This window comes from Streptomyces klenkii (assembly GCF_003626645.1).
In the GTDB taxonomy this organism is placed as follows: Bacteria; Actinomycetota; Actinomycetes; order Streptomycetales; family Streptomycetaceae; genus Streptomyces; species Streptomyces klenkii.
The window spans coordinates 1-17,414 of the sequence record NZ_RBAM01000023.1 but is presented as its reverse complement, the minus strand read 5'-3'; the positions used below and the strand labels follow the sequence as shown (position 1 = coordinate 17,414).

The 17,414-nt window shown below is 74.2% G+C and carries 4 protein-coding genes and 1 pseudogene; 1 reads left to right on the top strand and 4 read right to left on the bottom strand.

Features of this window, described 5'->3' with window-relative positions:
• Positions 1-190 precede the first annotated feature (190 nt).
• Positions 191-8,365 (top strand): type I polyketide synthase, encoded by an 8,175-nt coding sequence (locus tag D7231_RS31520; protein WP_242000024.1) that lies wholly within the window; start codon positions 191-193, stop codon positions 8,363-8,365.
• Here D7231_RS31520 and D7231_RS31515 read toward each other — a convergent pair.
• From D7231_RS31515 to D7231_RS37880, 4 genes and pseudogenes are all read right to left on the bottom strand, one after another.
• Positions 8,314-12,600 carry a hypothetical protein gene (locus tag D7231_RS31515; RefSeq protein ID WP_120759181.1) on the bottom strand — a complete coding sequence of 1,429 codons (4,287 nt, stop codon included), beginning with the start codon at positions 12,598-12,600 and terminating at the stop codon, positions 8,314-8,316. The two genes, D7231_RS31520 and D7231_RS31515, sit on opposite strands and share 52 nt — an antisense overlap.
• A 3-nt stretch (positions 12,601-12,603) precedes the next feature.
• The gene (locus D7231_RS31510) at positions 12,604-16,329 is read right to left on the bottom strand and encodes a hypothetical protein (RefSeq protein ID WP_120759179.1); all 3,726 of its coding nucleotides are present in this window, start codon (positions 16,327-16,329) and stop codon (positions 12,604-12,606) included.
• Between the two features lie 241 nt (positions 16,330-16,570).
• Complete coding sequence (locus tag D7231_RS31505; protein WP_120759177.1) at positions 16,571-17,119, bottom strand: DUF4232 domain-containing protein; 549 nt, start codon at positions 17,117-17,119, stop codon at positions 16,571-16,573.
• Positions 17,120-17,287: 168 nt separating this feature from the next.
• Positions 17,288-17,414: pseudogene (locus D7231_RS37880) on the bottom strand (transglycosylase SLT domain-containing protein); the annotation flags it as partial.

The following is a 17,414-nucleotide window of genomic DNA, read 5'->3' as shown; positions in this document are numbered from 1 at the left end:
TTCGGCAAATCCGGCACTCAGGGTGACGGTGCGTGTACCGGGCCAAGTGGGCCTGCTGGTACGGGCATCGCCCAAGGAGACGGCCGCAGACAGCAGCGCCGCCTTCGGGCGGCATCGGCCAAGACAGATCGGTACGGTGTGCGGGCGCGAGTGATGGCGTTCGACCCGGTGGCCGAAGAGGTGGGTGGGGATGGCGGACGTACGCGGCGAGTTGATCCGTGCGGTGCCCGGCATGCTGCGGGAACATGCGGCACGGGCCGGGAGGAGGGCCGCCTTCCAGGACGCCCGGCGGGGCGTGACGTACCGGGAGCTGGAGGAGCGGACGGCACGGCTGGCCGGTCATCTCGTACGGCTGGGGGTGCGGCGCGGGGAGCGGGTGGCGCTCCTGCTGGGCAACCGGGTCGAGATGCCGGAGAGCCTTCTCTCAGTGCTGCGGTCGGGGGCGGTGGGCGTCCTGCTCGATCCCGGGGCGGCGGACGAGGAGCTGGCGCATCTCCTCGCTGACAGCGGCGCGGTCGCGGTCATCACCGAGGACATGCTGCTCCCCCGGGTCGCCCGGACGACCGCCGGCCTGCCGCTGACCGTGGCCGTGGACACGGGCGCCGTGCCCGGCGCACTGCCCGCGGGCACGCACCTCTTCGAGCAGCTCGCCCGGACGGATCCCGGCGCGTCTCCCCGGGACGACCTGGGTCTGGACGAGCCCGCCTGGATCCTCTACACGTCGGGCACCACAGGGCGGAGCAAGGGCGTGGTCTCCAGTCAGCGCGCCGCGCTCTGGTCGGTGGCCGCGGCCTACGCGCCGCTGTGGGGGCTGGGGCCGCAGGACCGGCTGCTGTGGCCGCTGCCGGTCTCCCACGCCTACGCGCTCTCCCTGGGCCTGCTGGGCGTGGTCGCCGTGGGGGCGGGCGCGTACCTCCTCGAACGGGGTGCGAGCGTCGCGGACGCGCTCGCCGAAGGAGCGTTCACCGTCCTGGCCGGCGTGCCCGCCACCTACCACCTGCTGGTGGAGGCCGCGCGCGAGGGCCGGCGGCCGCGGCCCGGCCTGCGCCTGTGCGTCACCGCGGGCGCGCCTTGTCCCCCGGCGCTGCGGGCGGACGCCGAGCTGCTGCTGGGCGCTCCGTTGCTCGACGGCTACGGCAGCACCGAGACCTGCGGGAAGATCGCGGTCGCCCGTCCCGGCGGCCCCCGGGACGACGGCTCCGCCGGGCCGCCGCTGCCCGGCGTCGAGGTGCGGCTGGCCGATCCCGTGAGCGGCGGCGAGGTGGCCGGTGGCGGGGAGGGGGAGATCCGGGTCCGGGGTCCGAACCTCATGCTCGGGTACCACGGCCGCCCGGACGACACCGCCCGGGCGTTCGAGGACGGCTGGTTCCGCACGGGGGACCTCGGGCGCCGCACCCGCAGCGGCGGTCTGCGGGTCACGGGCCGCGTCAAGGAACTGATCATCCGTGGCGGCGAGAACGTCAACCCGGTCGAGGTCGAGCAGGTGTTGCTCGCCTGCCCCGGCGTCGTCGACGCGGCCGTCATCGGCAAGCCGCACGATGTGCTGGGCGAGGTGCCGGTCGCGTTCGTGGTCCCCGGCCCCCGGGGCATCGACGCCGGCCGGCTGCGCGCCGAGTGCCGGGAGCGGCTGTCGGGCTTCAAGGTGCCCGACGAGGTGTACGAGACGGGTGCCGTGCCCCGTACCGCCACCGGCAAGACCGACCGCCCGGCGCTGGCCCGCGAGCTGGCCGAGCGGCTGGTGGCGGCCCGCGAGGACGCCGCGGCCGCCCTCGGCCGGCGCCTGCACGACCTGGCACCGTCCGCGCGGTACGACGCCGTCCTGCGTCTCGTGCTCGCAGCGACAGCGGATGCGTGCGGAGCACCTGTGCAGGATCTGGAGGCGGACCGGCCCTTCACCGCCTTCGGGTTCACGTCCCTCCTGGGTGTGCTGCTGCGCGACCGGCTCGGCGCGGCCACCGGCCTGGAGCTGCCGGTCACCCTGGTGTTCGACCACCCGACGCCCGCCGCCGTGACCGGGTTCCTCCATTCGACGCTGCCGGGCGGGCCGCTGCCCGGACCGCCTGCGCCCCGGGCCACCGGCAGGGGGCCGCGTACGCTCTCGCAGGAGCCCGTGGCCATCGTCGCCATGGCGTGCCGGTACCCGGGCGACGGGGAGGACGTCACCTCCCCCGAGGAGCTGTGGCAGCTGGTTACGGACGGGGCCGACGCGACCTCGGACTTCCCCGAGGACCGCGACTGGGACCTCGGCTCCCTCTACTCCCCCGACCCGGACCAACCCGGCACCTCCGTCACCCGGCGCGGCGGATTCCTGCGCCGGGCGGCCGACTTCGACGCCGCGTTCTTCGGGATGTCCCCGCGCGAGGCGCTGGCCACGGATCCGCAGCAGCGGCTGCTGCTGGAGACCACGTGGGAGCTCTGCGAACGGGCGGGCATCGATCCCGCGACCCTGCGCGGCAGCGACACCGGCGTCTTCATCGGCGTGATGCACGACGACTACGCGGCCCGCTTCCTGCACCACGGTCCGCACGACCTCGAGGCGCATCTCGCGCTGGGCTCGTCCGGCAGCGTGGCGTCCGGCCGCATCGCGTACACCCTGGGTCTGCACGGGCCCGCCGTGACGCTGGACACCGCCTGCTCGTCGTCGCTGGTGGCGATGGACCAGGCCGCGCGGGCGCTGCGCTCCGGAGAGTGCGCGCTGGCCGTGGCCGGGGGCGTCACCGTGATGGCCACGCCGGCGCCGTTCGTCGCCTTCAGCAGGCTGCGCGGCCTGGCGCCGGACGGCCGGTGCAAGCCGTTCGCGGCCGCGGCCGACGGCACCGCATGGGCCGAGGGCGCGGGAGTGGTGCTGCTGGAGCGGCTGTCCGACGCGCGGCGCAACGGCCACCCGGTGCTGGCCCTGCTCCGCGGCTCGGCCGTCGGCTCCGACGGCGCCTCCAACGGGCTGACCGCACCCAGCGGTCCGGCCCAGCAGCAGGTGATCCGCCGGGCCCTGGCCGACGCGGGGCTGTCCCCGGCCGACATCGACACGGTCGAGACGCACGGCACCGGCACGGCCCTCGGCGACCCCGTGGAGGCGCGGGCGCTGGCGGCCGTGTACGGGCAAGGGCGGCCCGGCGACCGGCCGTTGTGGCTCGGCGCGCTGAAGTCCAACATCGGGCACAGCCAGGCCGCGGCCGGGGTCGGCGGTGTCATCAAGACCGTCCAGGCGATGCGTCACGGGCGGCTGCCGCGCATCCTGCACTGCGAGGAGCCGTCCCCGCACGTGGACTGGTCGCAGGGCGGCGTACGGCTGCCGGTCCGGGAGGAGGAGTGGCGGCCCGCGCCCGGGATGCCGCGACGGGCCGGGGTGTCGGCGTTCGGCATCGGCGGGACCAACGCCCACGTCATCCTGGAGGAGGCCGTCGAAGAGACCGCCGGGCCGGAGCTCGCCGGGCCGGAGCTGCCCGGGCCGCGGCCTCAGCCGGCAGAGCCTCGGAAGGCGGTGCCGCCGCTCGTGCTGTCGGGCGCCGACCCGCAGGCCCTGCGCGCGCAGGCCCGCCGGACCGCGTCCCTGCTGCGGCAGCAGCCGCGGCTGCGCCCGCTGGACGTCGCATTCTCCCTGGCCACGACCCGGGCCGCGCTCGCACACCGTGCGGCCGTGCCGGCGGGTGACCGCGCGGCGCTGCTGAGCGCACTGGACGCGCTCGGCGAGGCCGACAGGCCCGGCTCCGGGGAAGAGCCGGCTTCCCCGGGGCGGCTGGCGCTGCTGTTCACCGGCCAGGGGGCGCAGCGGCCCGGCATGGGGCGGGGACTGCACGGTGCCTTCCCGGCTTTCGCCGCCGCCTTCGACGCGTTGTGCGAACGGTTCGACGCCGAGGAGGAGGGAGAAGCCGGGTGCGCCAGGGGCTTCGGGCGGCCCCTGCGTGCCGTGCTGTGGGCGGAGGAGGGCAGCGGCGACGCCGCGCTGCTGGAGCGTCCCGATTTCGCGCAGGCGGGCCTGTTCGCCTTCGAGGTGGCGCTGTTCCGGTTGCTGGAGTCGTGGGGCGTACGGCCGGACGTCCTGGCCGGGCACTCCGTCGGGGAGGTGGCGGCCGCGCATGCGGCGGGCGTTCTGCGGGAGGAGGATGCCGTGACGCTGGTCGCGGCGCGGGGCCGGCTGATGCGGGGGCTGCCCGGGAACGGGGCCATGGTGGCGGTCAACGCCTCCGAGAAGGAGGCGGTGGAGGCCGTGGAGTCACTGGCGGCCTCCGGCGGGCCGAGCGAGCGCGTTGCCGTCGCTGCGGTGAACGGTCCGCGGTCGGTCGTCCTCTCCGGGGAGGAGGCGGCCGTGCTCGCCGTCGCGGCCCGCTTCGCCGCGCGCGGGCGCCGTACGACGCGGCTGCGGACCGGTCACGCTTTCCATTCGCCGCTGGTGGATCCGATGCTCGCCGAGTTCGGCCGGGTTGCGGCCCGGTTCGCGTACCGGCCGCCGCGCATCCCCGTGATGTCGGCGCTGACAGGGCGTCCGGCCGCCGGGGACGATCTGCGCTCTGCGGCGTACTGGGTGCGCCATGCGCGCGGGACCGTACGGTTCGGGGACGTCGTACGGCGGCTCGTGGACGAGGAGCGTGTGACCGCGTTCGCGGAGGTCGGCCCCGGCGCGCAGCTCACCGCGGCGGCAGCGGGCGCCTTCGCCGGTGAGGGGCGCATGTTCACGGCCGTCGTGCGATCCGGCGCGCGGGAACCGGTCGAGGTCCTGACGGCGCTCGGGCGGCTGCATGTGCACGGCCTGCCGGTGGACTGGCAGGGGGTGTACGCGGGCAGCGGCGCGCGGCGGGTGGAGCTGCCGACGTATCCGTTCCAGCGGCGGCGCTACTGGCTGTCCGGCCCCGGCACCCCGTCGCCCACCGCGGGCGGTGCGCACGGCCACCCCCTGCTGACGCAGGTGACGACTCTGCCCGGCACGGAGCGCTTGCTGTGCACCGGCCTGTTGTCCACCGCGGTCCAGCCGTGGCTACGCGATCACGTCGTCGCCGGGCAAACACTCGTACCGGCCTCCGTGTTCGCCGAGATGGCGCTCCAAGCGGGGGACGCGTGCGGGCTGGAGGCCCTGGAGGACTTCGTCCAACTGTCCCCGCTGCCGATGTCGCTGCACGGTGGCGATGGTGGTGGCAGTGGCCGTGTCCAGGTGCAGGTGTCCGTGGGTGAGCCGGACGGGTCCGGCCGACGCGCCGCCGAGGTGCACTCCCGCGCGGAGGAGGCGGGCGCGCTGGGCGCCTGGACGCACCATGCGACCGGGCGGCTCGGCCCTGCTGCCGGGAGCCCCGGCGAGCAGCGCGGGAACGCCGCCGGGACCTGGCCGCCTCCGGGTGCCGTGCCTGTGGATCTCACCGACGCTTATGAGCGGCTGGCCGGTGCCGGTTACGCGTACGGGCCCGCCTTCCAGGGCGTCGCGGCCCTCTGGAAGAGGCCGGACGGTGAGGTGTTCGCCGAGATACGGCTGCCGGAGGGCGCGAGGGAAGAGGCCGGGCAGTACGGCATCCATCCCGTCCTGCTGGACTGCGCGTTGCATGCGACGCTCCTCGCCGCGCCGGGCGGCGGGCCCGCCCGGATGCCGTTCGCCTGGCGGGGCGTGAGCGTGTACGCCGTCGGCGCGACGGCACTGCGCGTACGGGTCCGCTCCACCGGTACGGACACCATCGCTGTGGACCTCGCCGATCCCGCGGGGAAGCCGGTGGCCCGGGTGGAGTCCCTGACCACGCGGCCGGTGCGGGGCCCGGCCGAATCCGCGGGAGCGGGCCGGACCGGGGAGCTCTACGCTCCACGGTGGGTCACTGTCCCCACGGGCACCGGCGCGGCACCAGCCTTTTCCCTAGGCGCGCCCGACGATCTGAATCTCCGTTCCGCTTTCCCCGCCTCACCTTTCGTCTCACCTTCCGTGCCCTCAGGGGCCGCCCCCGAGATAGTCGTCGTCTCCCTCTCCGGCTCGCCCGAGGGCGACGGTCCGGTCGCCGGGACGCACGCCCTGACCGCTCGGGCACTCGCTCTTCTGCAAGACCGGCTGTCCGGACCGGCGGCTCCCGGGGCGCGGCTCGTCGTGGTGACCCGGGACGCCACCGCGTCCGTACCGGACTTGGCCGCTGCCGCCGTGTGGGGGCTGGTGCGTTCGGCGCAGGCGGAGTATCCCGGGCGGGTCGTGCTCGTGGACACCGACGGGCGGCCCGGGGCCCTGCGGCTGCTGCCTGCGGCCCTCGCTACCGGCGAACCGCAGCTCTCCCTCGCCGCAGGCACCGTGAAGGTTCCCCGCCTGACGGCACACAGCAACGGCAACGGGGCCCAAGCGGCCTTCGGCGACGGCACCGTGCTGATCACCGGCGGCACCGGGTCCCTCGGAGGGCTGCTCGCGCGGCACTTGGTTGACCGGCACGGCATCCGGCATCTGGTGCTCCTCAGCCGTCACGGCCTCCGGGCTCCGGGCGCGCGACGGCTGCAAGCCTCGCTGGAGGAAGCGGGTGCCAGCGCGGACGTCCTCGCCTGCGACGCCGCCGACCGCGACCGGCTGGCGGCCGTGGTCCGGACGTACGCCTCCCGGCTGACCGGCGTCGTGCACGCCGCCGGGGTCCTGGACGACGGGGTGCTGGAGAGGCTGACGCCCCGGCGGCTGGCGGCGGTGCTGCGGCCGAAGGCGGACGCGGCGTGGCTTCTGCACGAGCTGACGCGGCAACTGCCGTTGGCGCACTTCGTCCTGTTCTCCTCGGCGGCTGCCGTGCTGGGCAACCCCGGCCAGGCGGGCTACGCCGCGGCGAACGCCTTCCTGGACGCCCTCGCACAGCACCGCGCGGCCCTCGGCCTCCCCGCGCTCTCCCTCGTGTGGGGGCCGTGGGCGGACAGGGAAGGCATGGCGGCGCGCACCAACCGCCCCGAAGACCGGCAGAACCGCGGCGTGCTGAGCGCGGTGTCCCCCGCGCAGGGGCTGGCGATGTTCGACGCCGCACTGGGCAGCGGCGAGCCGGTGCTCGCGCCGCTGCTGTTGAACCGTTCCGGACAGGTCCCCGTCCCGCCGCCGCTGCGGGGGCTGTTGCGCGCGGCCCGCCCGGTCGCCGCGCGATCCGGGAGCGAAGCGACGGGCGTCGGCCCCGCCGAGTCGCCCGGCGCGTGGCGCGAACGGCTCGCGGCGCTGCCCGTGCCCGAACGGGCGCCTGCCCTGCTGGAGCTGGTCCGAGCGGAGGTCGCCACCGTACTCGGGCATCCGGAAGCGTCAGCCGTGGCCGCCGGGCGTGCCTTCACCGAGCTGGGCTTCGACTCGCTGACCGGGGTGCTGCTGCGCAACCGGCTCGGCATGCTGACCGGCCTGCCGCTGCCCGCGACCATCACGTTCGATCACCCCAGCACGGCGGAGCTGGCCGGCCGCCTGCACGAGGAACTCGCCCCGGCCCTGCCGGAAGGAACCGCTGCCGCACCACGAACCGCACCACCTGTCACACCGCAAACCGCACCGCGCCCGCAGCAGGCCGCCGCGCGCCCGCCGCAGACCCTCGCCTCCCTCTACCGGCGGGTGTGCGAGACCGGCGATGCCGTCGCGGCGATGCGCCTGCTGATGACCGCGTCGCTCGCCGTCCCCGCCTTCGACCGCGCCGCCGGCGCGCAGCACGCGCTCGCGCCGCTCGAACTGGCGGAAGGCGACGGCAGTCCGCTGCTCGTGTGCTTCCCGGGTTTCTCCCCCAACTTCGGCGCACCCTGGTACGCGGCGCTGGCCTCCTGCTTCGCGGGTGAGCGCGAGGTCGTCGAGATCCGGCATCCCGGGGTCGCCGACGGGGAGGCCGTCGCCCGGGACTGGCAGACCCTCGTGGAGCTCCACGCCGCCACCGTGCGCGAGCGCGTCGGCGACAGCCCGTACGCCGTCCTCGGCTATTCGATGGGTGGCTGCCCCGCGCACTCGGTGGCCGCTCGGCTCGCCGCTTCCGGCAGGCCGCCGGCCGGCCTCGTCCTCGTCGACACCTACCCCGTCACCACCGAGCACGAGGCCGAGCCGTGGCTGTCCGGCATGCTCGCCCGCCTCCCGCTCGGCTTGGGCGAGCCGTTCGACGCCGCCGTGGACGACATGGCCATGGCCGCCCTGGGCGCCTACACCCGTATGACCCGCGGCTGGCGCCCGGAGCCGGCGGACGTTCCCACGCTGCTGATCCGCGCCGCCGAACGGCTCCCGGAGTTCCCTCCGGCGTCCTGGCCGTCACCGCACGTCGCCGTGACCGTCCCCGGCGACCACTGGAGCATCAACGAGCAGCACGCGCCCACGACGGCCGAGGCGATCCGACGCTGGCTGAGCGCCCCACCCCCTCAGCCCGCCTCTCCCCCTCACTCCTCCAAGACGATCCGGCCGAGCAACGACACCGTCAGGCCGAAGTAGTCGGCGTGGATGAGCCGGCGCGCCACCGGCCGGTCGGCTCCCCCGGCCGTGACCGTGCCGGTGGCCGTGGCACGGTCGGTGAGGTAGGTCTCGTGTTCCTCGATCAGGAGCCGGTAGTCGGTGAACAGGGCGGTGGCCGGCGGGGTGAGGTCGCCGGTCCAGGCGAAGCCCGTGCCGCGGGCGGTGCAGGTCAGTTCGACGGCCGGGGCGGCGGCCGCCCATTCGAGGTCGCCGGCGCCGCGGCCGCGCTTCTGCACCGTGGCGACGACGCGGCGGCTCGCCGCCATCCCCGCCTGGCCCGTGCCCGCGAGCGCGCCGAGGGCGTTGGGGGCGGCCGGTCCGGTCAGTTCGAGGTGGATCTGATTGCCGGTGGCGGCCATGGCGGCGGTGACGGTGCGGTCGGGCAGCAGCTGGACGAACTCCGCGAGGGCGACCTTCGACATGTGCAGGGGGTCGAGGGAGAAGGGCTGGTAGCGGGCGAGGGCCAGGCGCACGTACGGGAAGTAGGCGGGGCTGTCGGCGAGGTCGCCGAGGTCGACGTCGATGTCGCAGGACCACAGGCCGAGCCGGCGGTCGAAGACGGGCGGGAAGAGCGCCAGCGGTACGGTCACGGGCGCGTCGCCGGCCTGCTCGGCGAGCACGCCGGTGGCGGTGCGTTCGGCGTTCGGGAAGTTGGCCGGCCGCAGGCGGGGCAGGACGGAGTCGTCGGCCCATACGGGGTCGGTGCCGCAGCGGGTGACCAGTTCGGCGGGCAGCTTGCTGCCCGGGTCGAGGACGACGGCGAGGAGTTCGTCGTCGCCGGAGGAGAACCAGGGGCGCTTGAGGTAGACGCGGACGCCGGCGTGCCGCCGGGTGCGGGTGACGCGGTGGAGGGCGTGGTCGACGGTGCGCTGCCGGCTGAAGGTGGGCACGAGGTGGCTGATCACGGGCGGTTCGGGACGGCGCGTGCCGGGCACGGCCCAGCCCTTGCCGGAGGGACCGGTGCTGCCGGGGCCCGGGCTGGTGATGAGTTCGGTGCGGTCGGTGATGGCCGGGTGGAAGTACTCGCGGAAGCGGGTGGTCGCGGTCGGGGTGTAGGTGACGTTGCGGTGCCGGGTGTCGCGGAACTCGTGGCGGACGTCGCCGTGCCGGAAGTCGCTGAGCCTGATGTCGTTGTCGAACGGCTCCACCGTGATCTCGCCGATGTGGTCGTGCCCGGCGATCTGCCGGGGCTCCGGCTCGGTGGGATCGTCGTGCCACTCCGTCCAGGTGGCGTCGAGGTCGACCCGCCCGGTGCTCTTAGCGTGGGTGCGCAGGGAGCCGGAGAGCGTGGCGAAGGTCCGGCCGGCGTCGCGGGAGAACGTCAGCTCCCCCAGCACAGGGGGTTCCAGCGGCCGTTCCACGGCGTGGACGAGGGTGACCTCCACCCACGGGGTGATCATCCAGTTCTCGCCGCCGGCGGCCGCGGCCGTCAGCTCGTCCTTCTGCGGCTGCGGCAGCCGCACGGGGTCGTTCCACAGGGCCGATCCGGTCAGGATCCGCCAGGCACGGAAGAGGTCGAGGTCGGCTGCGTCGACCCGGCAGCTCATGCGGACGGTCGCGGTCTCGCCCTTGGGCAGGAAGACGGTCACGACGCCGCCCGCCCCCTGCGACGGCGGGCCGTCGCCCTCCTCGATTCTCAGCCGCAGGGGCCGTGCCTGCGGCCAGGGCCCGGTGAACGCGTACGTCTCGTTGGGGCGCGCGCCCGGCAGCCCGCGCAGGGAGAGGCCGCGCGCCAGGACGTCGGGCAGGTAGGGCAGGAGCAGCTGATCGGCGCTGTGGATGACGTACTCGCCCTGCTTGAGGCCGGCGCCGCGGACCACGGGCAGTTCGGTGAGGGCCGAGGTGTCGTGCGGGTTGTGCTTGACGACGTGGATGGCGTGGGCGGCCTTCAGGTCGCGGGCGATGCGCGGGTTCTCGGCGAGGCGGACGACCGTGTCGAGGTAGGTGCCGGCCTCGCGGGAGGCGGCGGCGAAGTACTCGCTCCGCACGTCCGCGGATTTGCCCGGCCCGAAGACGCCGTCGTACTGCCCGTGCTGCTCGGCCATGAGCAGGGAGGTCTTGGGCGGGCTGACGTGCCGTTCGTCGAAGGAGCGGTAGCGCCGGTCGGGGCCGTCGAGGGGGTCGCCCGGCCCGTGGTCGGGGACTTCGCCGTTCCGCCGCGTCGCCCACTCCAGCGGTGACATGGGCGTGCCGTGCTCGTCGACGGTGCTGCGGATGACCAGCCGCGGCTCGGACTCGCCCTCCAGGAACGGCCACTTCGGCACGATCGCGGGCGGCGGTACGGGCTCCCACCGCGCGTACGTGACGGGGTCGGTCGCGGTGCCCTCGACGGCCGGGGCCGCGGGGGCAAGGCTGTTGCCCGCGAGGTCGACGAGGCGGGCGCGCAGCCGGTACGTGCGGCGGTAGCGCAGGGCGGGCAGGGTGCCGGCGGTCGGCCGGAACGTGGCGTCCAGCGGGAACTTGTCCGACACCTCCGGGTTGGGCACCTCGGGCTCGTTGCCAGCGCCGATCGTCCGGCCGGGCGGCGGCGCGGCCAGGCTCCAGCCGTGCCAGCCGAACAGGGCCTGGTGGACGAAGAGCTGGTTGGCGCCGGTCTTGTCCCCGGTGACGGCGGTGGCCTTGACGCTGCCTTCGTCGGGGGCCGCCGCGATGGGAACGGCGGGCTTGCCGGGCGGTCTGAGGGCGTAGTCGCCGGTGCGGGCGCAGAGCGGGTACCAGGTGGTGACGCGGCCCGTGGCGGTGTCGACGACGCCGACGTCCACGCGGTAGCCGCGGACGAGGTGGGCGGCGTCGAGGACGGCGGCCTCGACCGGCCGGCCGTCCGGGCCGACTCCGGCCGTGTGATGGGCGTCGGCCGCCATCTGGTCGGCCAGGGAGGCGTCGCGGCCCTCGTAGAGGACGGTGAGGCCCGCGCCGTGCAGGGCCGGCAGGGCGGTGGGTTCGCCGGAGGACGCGTGGCCCGGGTCGCTCACGCCGGTGAGCACCTGGTCGACGATGCGGGAGAACTCCACGTACTTCATCGCGGCGCCGTCCACGTCGAGGTCGAGGGTGTGGACCTCGTCGGCGCCCAGCTTGAGCATCCGGTGGCCGTGGAGCCCGTCGTCGGCCGCGTACGCCTCGAAGCGCCGGCCCGCGGCGTGGCGCAGCACGGTCCACGGGCGCAGCTTCTTGTCGGTGTTGAGCTCCTCGTGCGCGGCGGTGAAGGAGACCCGGGCCTGCCACTGGTCGGCGAGCCCGGGCGGGGGCGTGACCAGGAGGTCGAGGGCCAGTCCGAAGCGGCGCAGGAGCTCCGGGTAGTCGGCGAGGAGGGCGCAGGCCCCGTGGAAGTCGAAGTCGGGCGGCGTGGGCGGAGAAGCCGGCGGAGGTGGCGCGGCAGGAGCAACGGAAGTAGCGTCGCCGGCCTGCCGGGCCGGTGGTACGGGGGGCTTCGCGAGGGTCGCGCGGTCGTAGAAGCGGTACGCCTCGGCGAGTGCGAGCAGGGCGCGGTCGTTCTTGTACTCCGGCCCGGTGCGGTCGATGCACAGCGGCCTGAACGGGTCGGGGGGCGCGGCGGCGTGGGGGCCTCCGCCGCCGGGCGGCACCTGGATCAGCCGGTCGAGCCGGCCGTAGAGGGTGGCGACGTCGCTGGAGAAGGCCCGGACGGTCCGGGTGAGGTTGCCCGTCAAGTCCTGTGTCCGCGGATGGTCCCAGCTCCCCGGGGCCTCGCCGACCGGGTCCTGGGCGGCCGGGCTCTCAGCGGTCGCGGCGGCCGCCCCGAGCTGCGGATCGCCGCCGGTGCCGGGGAACGCCCGGCGGTGGGCCGTGGCGGTCGCCGCCGCCTCGTACAGCGCGGTGATCTGCTCGTGGACGGCCCTGCTGGGGAAGGAGCGCAGTGCGGGTGGTCCGGCGGGGGCGGCGGCGAGGGCGCCGGGGGGCGGGCTCACCTTCGTGTCGGGGCCGAACAGTTGGGGCCACAGGGCGCTGTCGGCGGGCGGGAAGCGGTCGGTCTGCGGCTGGGTGGGCACGGTCACGGTGGTCCCGCCGGGGCTCCGGAACTCCACTTGGAGGGCGGCCGCGTAGTCGCGCAGGGTCTTCGGCCAGTCGTCCTTGAAGCCGGGGAAGGACTTGAGGGTGTCGGCTCCGGTCAGGCGCGGGCTGACGAGGACGGTCAGCCGGAGCTTTCCGCCGGCTGCCGTCCCGTCGGGCAGTACGGTCCACCGGATCGTCTCGGGCATGGCTCAGCTCACTTCCGCGAAGGCGGTGCAGTACTCGGCGACGGGGTCGCGCCGGGCGCCGGTGACCGGGTCGGTGTAGGGCGCCATCATTTCGGCGAAGGTGACGGGTCGGCCGGCTCCGGCCGCCTCGGCGCTCGCCGCGCTTCCCGCGGTCAGCGGGGTCAGGGAGTTCCCGGAGCCCACGAACCGCTTCTCGCACTCGATCGTGACCGACTGCGACCAGAAGCCGATGTGGATGCTGACGGAGATCCGGGCGCGTCCCGAGACCGTGTTGGGCGGCTCGAAGGTGAGCTCCAGGCAGATCTCGATGGAGGCGGAGACGATGCCGAGGACGTCGACCTCGCCCCGGGCCCTGAAGTAGCCGGTCAGCCGGGATCCGCCCGTGCCGAGCTCCAGGCGGTAGTAGATGCCCGCCATCACTGACAGGCTGCCGCTCGCGACTCCGAAGTTCATCGACAGCGCGGCGCCGAACTCCAGGGCGCCCTCCAGCACGGCCACCCGCTCCGGGGTCAGCACGATGCCGAAGAAGCCTCCGCCGCCGAGGAGGGAGACGGTGAGCCGGAAGGGGGCCTGGCGGGTGCAGAAGAAGAAGCCGATTTCGACGGTGCGGCCGATGAACGGCAGGTCGAGGTAGGCGCCCAGGCGCAGGTTCTCCAGGCTGAACACGCCGATGGCGAGGTTGGGCAGCGGCAGTGCGTAGCGGGCGGTGATGCCCGAGGGGGTGACCTGGATGCCCGGCGGGTCGCTGAAGCCGTCGACGGGGATGAGCCGGCGCAGGGTCTGCACGAAGGAGAGGGGCCCGATGAAGTCGATGCTGTCGAGGACGACGTCGATGTCGGGCTTCTTGCCGGCGCGCATGCTGAAGCGGACGTGTTTGAAGGTGAGTTTGAGGACCCGGAACGGCGGCGGGATCAGCAGGAGGCTGAACTTCTCCAGGCTGCACGTGATGTCCGCGCCGACGGTCAGGTCGGAGCGCAGTGATCCGCGGACGTCGACGATGATCGAGAAGCGGCCGCCGGGCTCGGGCACGAAGACGGGGTCGGTCGCCGGGAACTGCTGGATCTCGGGGTTCCACTCCAGGCGGGCGTTGACGGTCTCGGGGAGTTTGGCGCCCTGGGCCGCCCGCTGGACGGCTTCGCGGAGGGCGATCGCCTGCCCGGCGCCGGTGGTCCACGTCGCGACCTGCTGCCGTACGCGGGCCAGGAGGGCCCGGACCCCGGGGTCCGCGTCGGCGGGCAGGGCGTTCAGGAGGTCGGTCAGGGCGGCGCTGAAGGCGTTGAAGGCGTTGTCGACGTCCTGCATCGAGGTGGTGGGGGGCGCGGTGCGCCCGGGGAGCCGCTGCGCGATGAAGTCGCCGACGGTCCTGACGAACACCTCCGCGGTGTCGGCGACGCGGCGCGCGGCGGCCGGGTAGCGGTCGATCTCGTGGGTGATCAGGTCGCGGACGCGTTGCAGGTCGGAGAGGAAGCCGGTGACGGCCGTGATGGTCTCGGTGAAGAAGTTCGGCACCTTCAGCGGCTTGTCCAGCCCGTCCACGAGCTTGATCACCTGGGCGAGCGGGATCAGGCCCAGCAGCCTGGGGCCGATCTTGTCGATGGCGTCCAGCGGGCGGAAGTACTTGTCCGGCTGGAAGGTGCCGTTGGCGATGAGGTCCAGGGGGTCCGTGTGGAGGGCGTCCGCGACGCCGGAGACGGGACCGGTCAGGCGCGACAGCCCCGCCACGGCGATGCTGGGCGCCGAGAGCCCGCCCGCGCGGTCGCTCTGCTGCTGGAAGTCCATCGTGAGCGGATTGCCGGTGGGCGTAAGCAGGCTGAGGAAGACCTGGCCCTTGTTGGGCAGGCGGACGGGGTCGGCGGCCTGCGAGAAGCCGGAGAGGGCGTAGCGCTTGGCGTAGGCCACGGGCACGGTGGCGTCCCCGCCGGCGAGCGCCTTGACGGCGGGCACGGTGGCGTGGGCCCAGCGCAGCTGCGGGAGGAACTGGGCGCTCTTCGAGCGGGCCGGATCGCCGGGAGCGGGGTCGGCGAGGGCGGGCGGGGCGGCCATGCCCCACACCATCTGTGCCACGTCGAGGCTGGTGTCGTCGGCCAGTTGCGTGGGGGCGAGCGCCACGGTCTGCCCGAGCAGGTCGGCGCCGGTAAGGGTGGGGACCTCGACGGCCGTGGCGGGGGTGGCGGCCGTGGGCGGGTTGCTGTCCAGGGCGTTGTACTCGTTGACGGCGCGGGCGAGTTCGCCACCGGACGCCTTGGCTTCGTCGAGGAATTGCAGGGGCGTACGGAATTCCACGATGCGCCCGCTGTGGTCCACCGCGGTGACCGCGAACCGGAACGGATCCTCGGTCCGTGTCGCGGGAAAGAACTTCTGCCGGTCGGCGGGCGGGACGAGGTCCGGCGTCACCACCGTGCCGATGCGAACGCTGCGGAACGGGAACAGCATGTTCGTCAGCGGGCTGCCCGGATCGGCGCTGCCCGGCAGGGGAACCGAGGGGTCGTACGTGCGCAAGGGCTCGCGGACCACGACGAATTCCCGCTGGTTGAGATAGGCGGCGCGGGGGTCGCCGAATTTCCGCTCGGTGACCGTGACCAGGACCGCCTTGTGCCCGAAGGGGCACAGGAATCCCTCGCGCATCACCCGGACGTAGTGGTCCCGGCCCATCGACGTACGGTTGCGCCACTCCGAGAGCGAGATGCCGGCGGGGCGCTCGGGCCAGGTCCCGAGGCTGTCCAGCCAGCCGCCGACGGCCGAGAGCATCAGCACGCTCACGTCGACGGGCTTCGGGACGTAGGGCTGCCCGCCGGGCTTGCGGAGACCGGCGTTGGAGGTGAGGTCGACGATGTCGTGCCGGTCCTCGGGCAGGAGCGCCTGCCGGAAGGGCGGGGGTTCGACGGGGCCGGGCCCGCGGCCGCCCTCCCTGTCCCACAGAGCGCGCACTCCGGTGCCGTCCAGCCTGGTGTGCCACAGCTCGACGCGCTCGCCCGGCCCGGGGTCGGGAACCGCCCCGCGGTGGATCCAGCGGCCCTTCTGGGAGGGCGAGAGGTAGAGCCGGTAGGGCAGTTCGATGCCCGTGGCGGGGTGATCGGGGTCGGCGAGCGGATCCTGGGGGCCCGCGGCCGCCACCGCTGCCACCTCCTCGGAGCCGGCATCGTCGTCGGCATCGGACGGCTCGATGACCGCTCCTGCCGCGGCGGCCGCTTCGAGGGTGGGCCGGAGGCCGTAGCGCGCCGTGAGTTCGGCGGTGGTGCGCAGCAGGCGTACGAGCGCGAGGGTCCTGGCCGTGGCACCCCGGCCGCCCGCGCTTTCGCCTCCGCCTTCGTCTTCGCCGGACGTCCCCTCCACGCCGGCGGGCCGGACGGTCACGGTGAGGGGCTGCCGTTCGGGTTCCCGGGCCGCGTCGACGACGCGCAGGGGCAGTCTGCCCATGGCGGCGAGCAGCCCGTCCTCGGTGTAGTCGATCGCCTCCTGCGGCCCGACCTCGAAGACCAGCACGCTGCGGCCGCTGATCCTGGAGTCCACCGGCAGGTCCCGGGATTCGCCCGGCACTTGGTCGTTGAACGCGTGTTCCACCACGTGCTGCGGCCCGAAGGTGACGACCAGCAGGCCGTCCCGCTGCGGATCCGCGCGGACCAGCCGCCGCCGGCCCGCCGTGTCGTCGAGCCGCAGCCCGGGAAAGCCGAAGGAGAGGTCCATCAGGTCGGTGCCGCGCAGAATGCGGATCGATGCGGGTGTGCTCATCTCGCCCCCTGTTGCCGTACGCCGGGCCGGGTGCTCGCAAAAGCGAGCATCGCGGATCCGGGACGCCGCGGATACCCGTGGGGTACCACCAGTCACTTACCCCGGACGGCGCACCGCGCGTTAGGCCGAACGAGTGCCCTTTCGGCCGGCGGATCTCTACGTGGTGGCAGATCTACGGGTGGCTGGTCTACGGAGCGGCAGGTCTACGGCAACAGGGAGCGCTCGGGGCCGGGTTCCGCGATCAGGAAACGTCGATGCTGCGCGCGAAGGCGGTGACGGACAGGTCGCCGTTGGTCACGACCCTCTCGAACGGGATCGTCAGGAAGCCGTGGGAGGCGGGCGGCGTGACCCGCAGGTAGCCGGCCTGCACCATGCGCGGGGCATCGGCGTGCGCCCATGCCAGCGCGGCCTCCGCCGAACCGCCGGGGCGTACGAGGAGCGTGTTCTTGCCGGGGTCGGGGATGAAGTAGGTGCTCCCCCAAGTGGTGTTCGTCGTGACGGCGTTGTGCTGGGCGTCCTCCAGTTGCAGGCCGGGGTAGCCGCGCAGGGCGCACGTGCGGTCGGACGTGTTCGTCAGCACCAGCACGGTCCCCTCGTGGGACATGCCGTTCTGGTGACCGCCCTTGTCCGTCAGCGAGGCCTTGAGGCCGGAGACGTCGCAGGTCGGCGTCTTCCCGGCGGCTGTCGGGGCGGCCGAGGCGGTGCCCGCGGCGCCGAGGGCGGCCACCACCGCTATCGCCGCGGCCGAGGCGGCCGCCGTCAGGGGCAGGGGCAGGGTGTTCCGTAACATCGTGTGCCTCCGGTGTTCATCGGTCGTCTATCCACCGCTTGCCACTTCCGGGGCCGTCCATGCCTCCTCGCACACGCGTGAGGGCGGTGGCGCCCCTTCTCAGGGGTGCCACCGCCGTCACGGTGGTGATCAGCCGGCTGCTGTCAGCCGTCTACTGCCGACTCCGGATCAGTACGCGGAGTTGACGTTGTCCATCGAGCCGTACTTGTCGGCCGCGTAGTTGCAGGCGGCGGTGATGTTGGCGACCGGGTCGTAGATGTCCCAGGACGTGCCCTCGACGTGGTACGCCTTGAAC

Bases quoted from the DNA above. Each gene is read 5' to 3' on its own strand.
- D7231_RS31520 (WP_242000024.1), top strand. From the start codon at position 191: ATGGCGGACGTACGCGGCGAGTTGATCCGTGCGGTGCCCGGCATGCTG.
- D7231_RS31515 (WP_120759181.1), bottom strand. From the start codon at position 12,600: ATGCCCGAGACGATCCGGTGGACCGTACTGCCCGACGGGACGGCAGCC.
- D7231_RS31510 (WP_120759179.1), bottom strand. From the start codon at position 16,329: ATGAGCACACCCGCATCGATCCGCATTCTGCGCGGCACCGACCTGATG.
- D7231_RS31505 (WP_120759177.1), bottom strand. From the start codon at position 17,119: ATGTTACGGAACACCCTGCCCCTGCCCCTGACGGCGGCCGCCTCGGCC.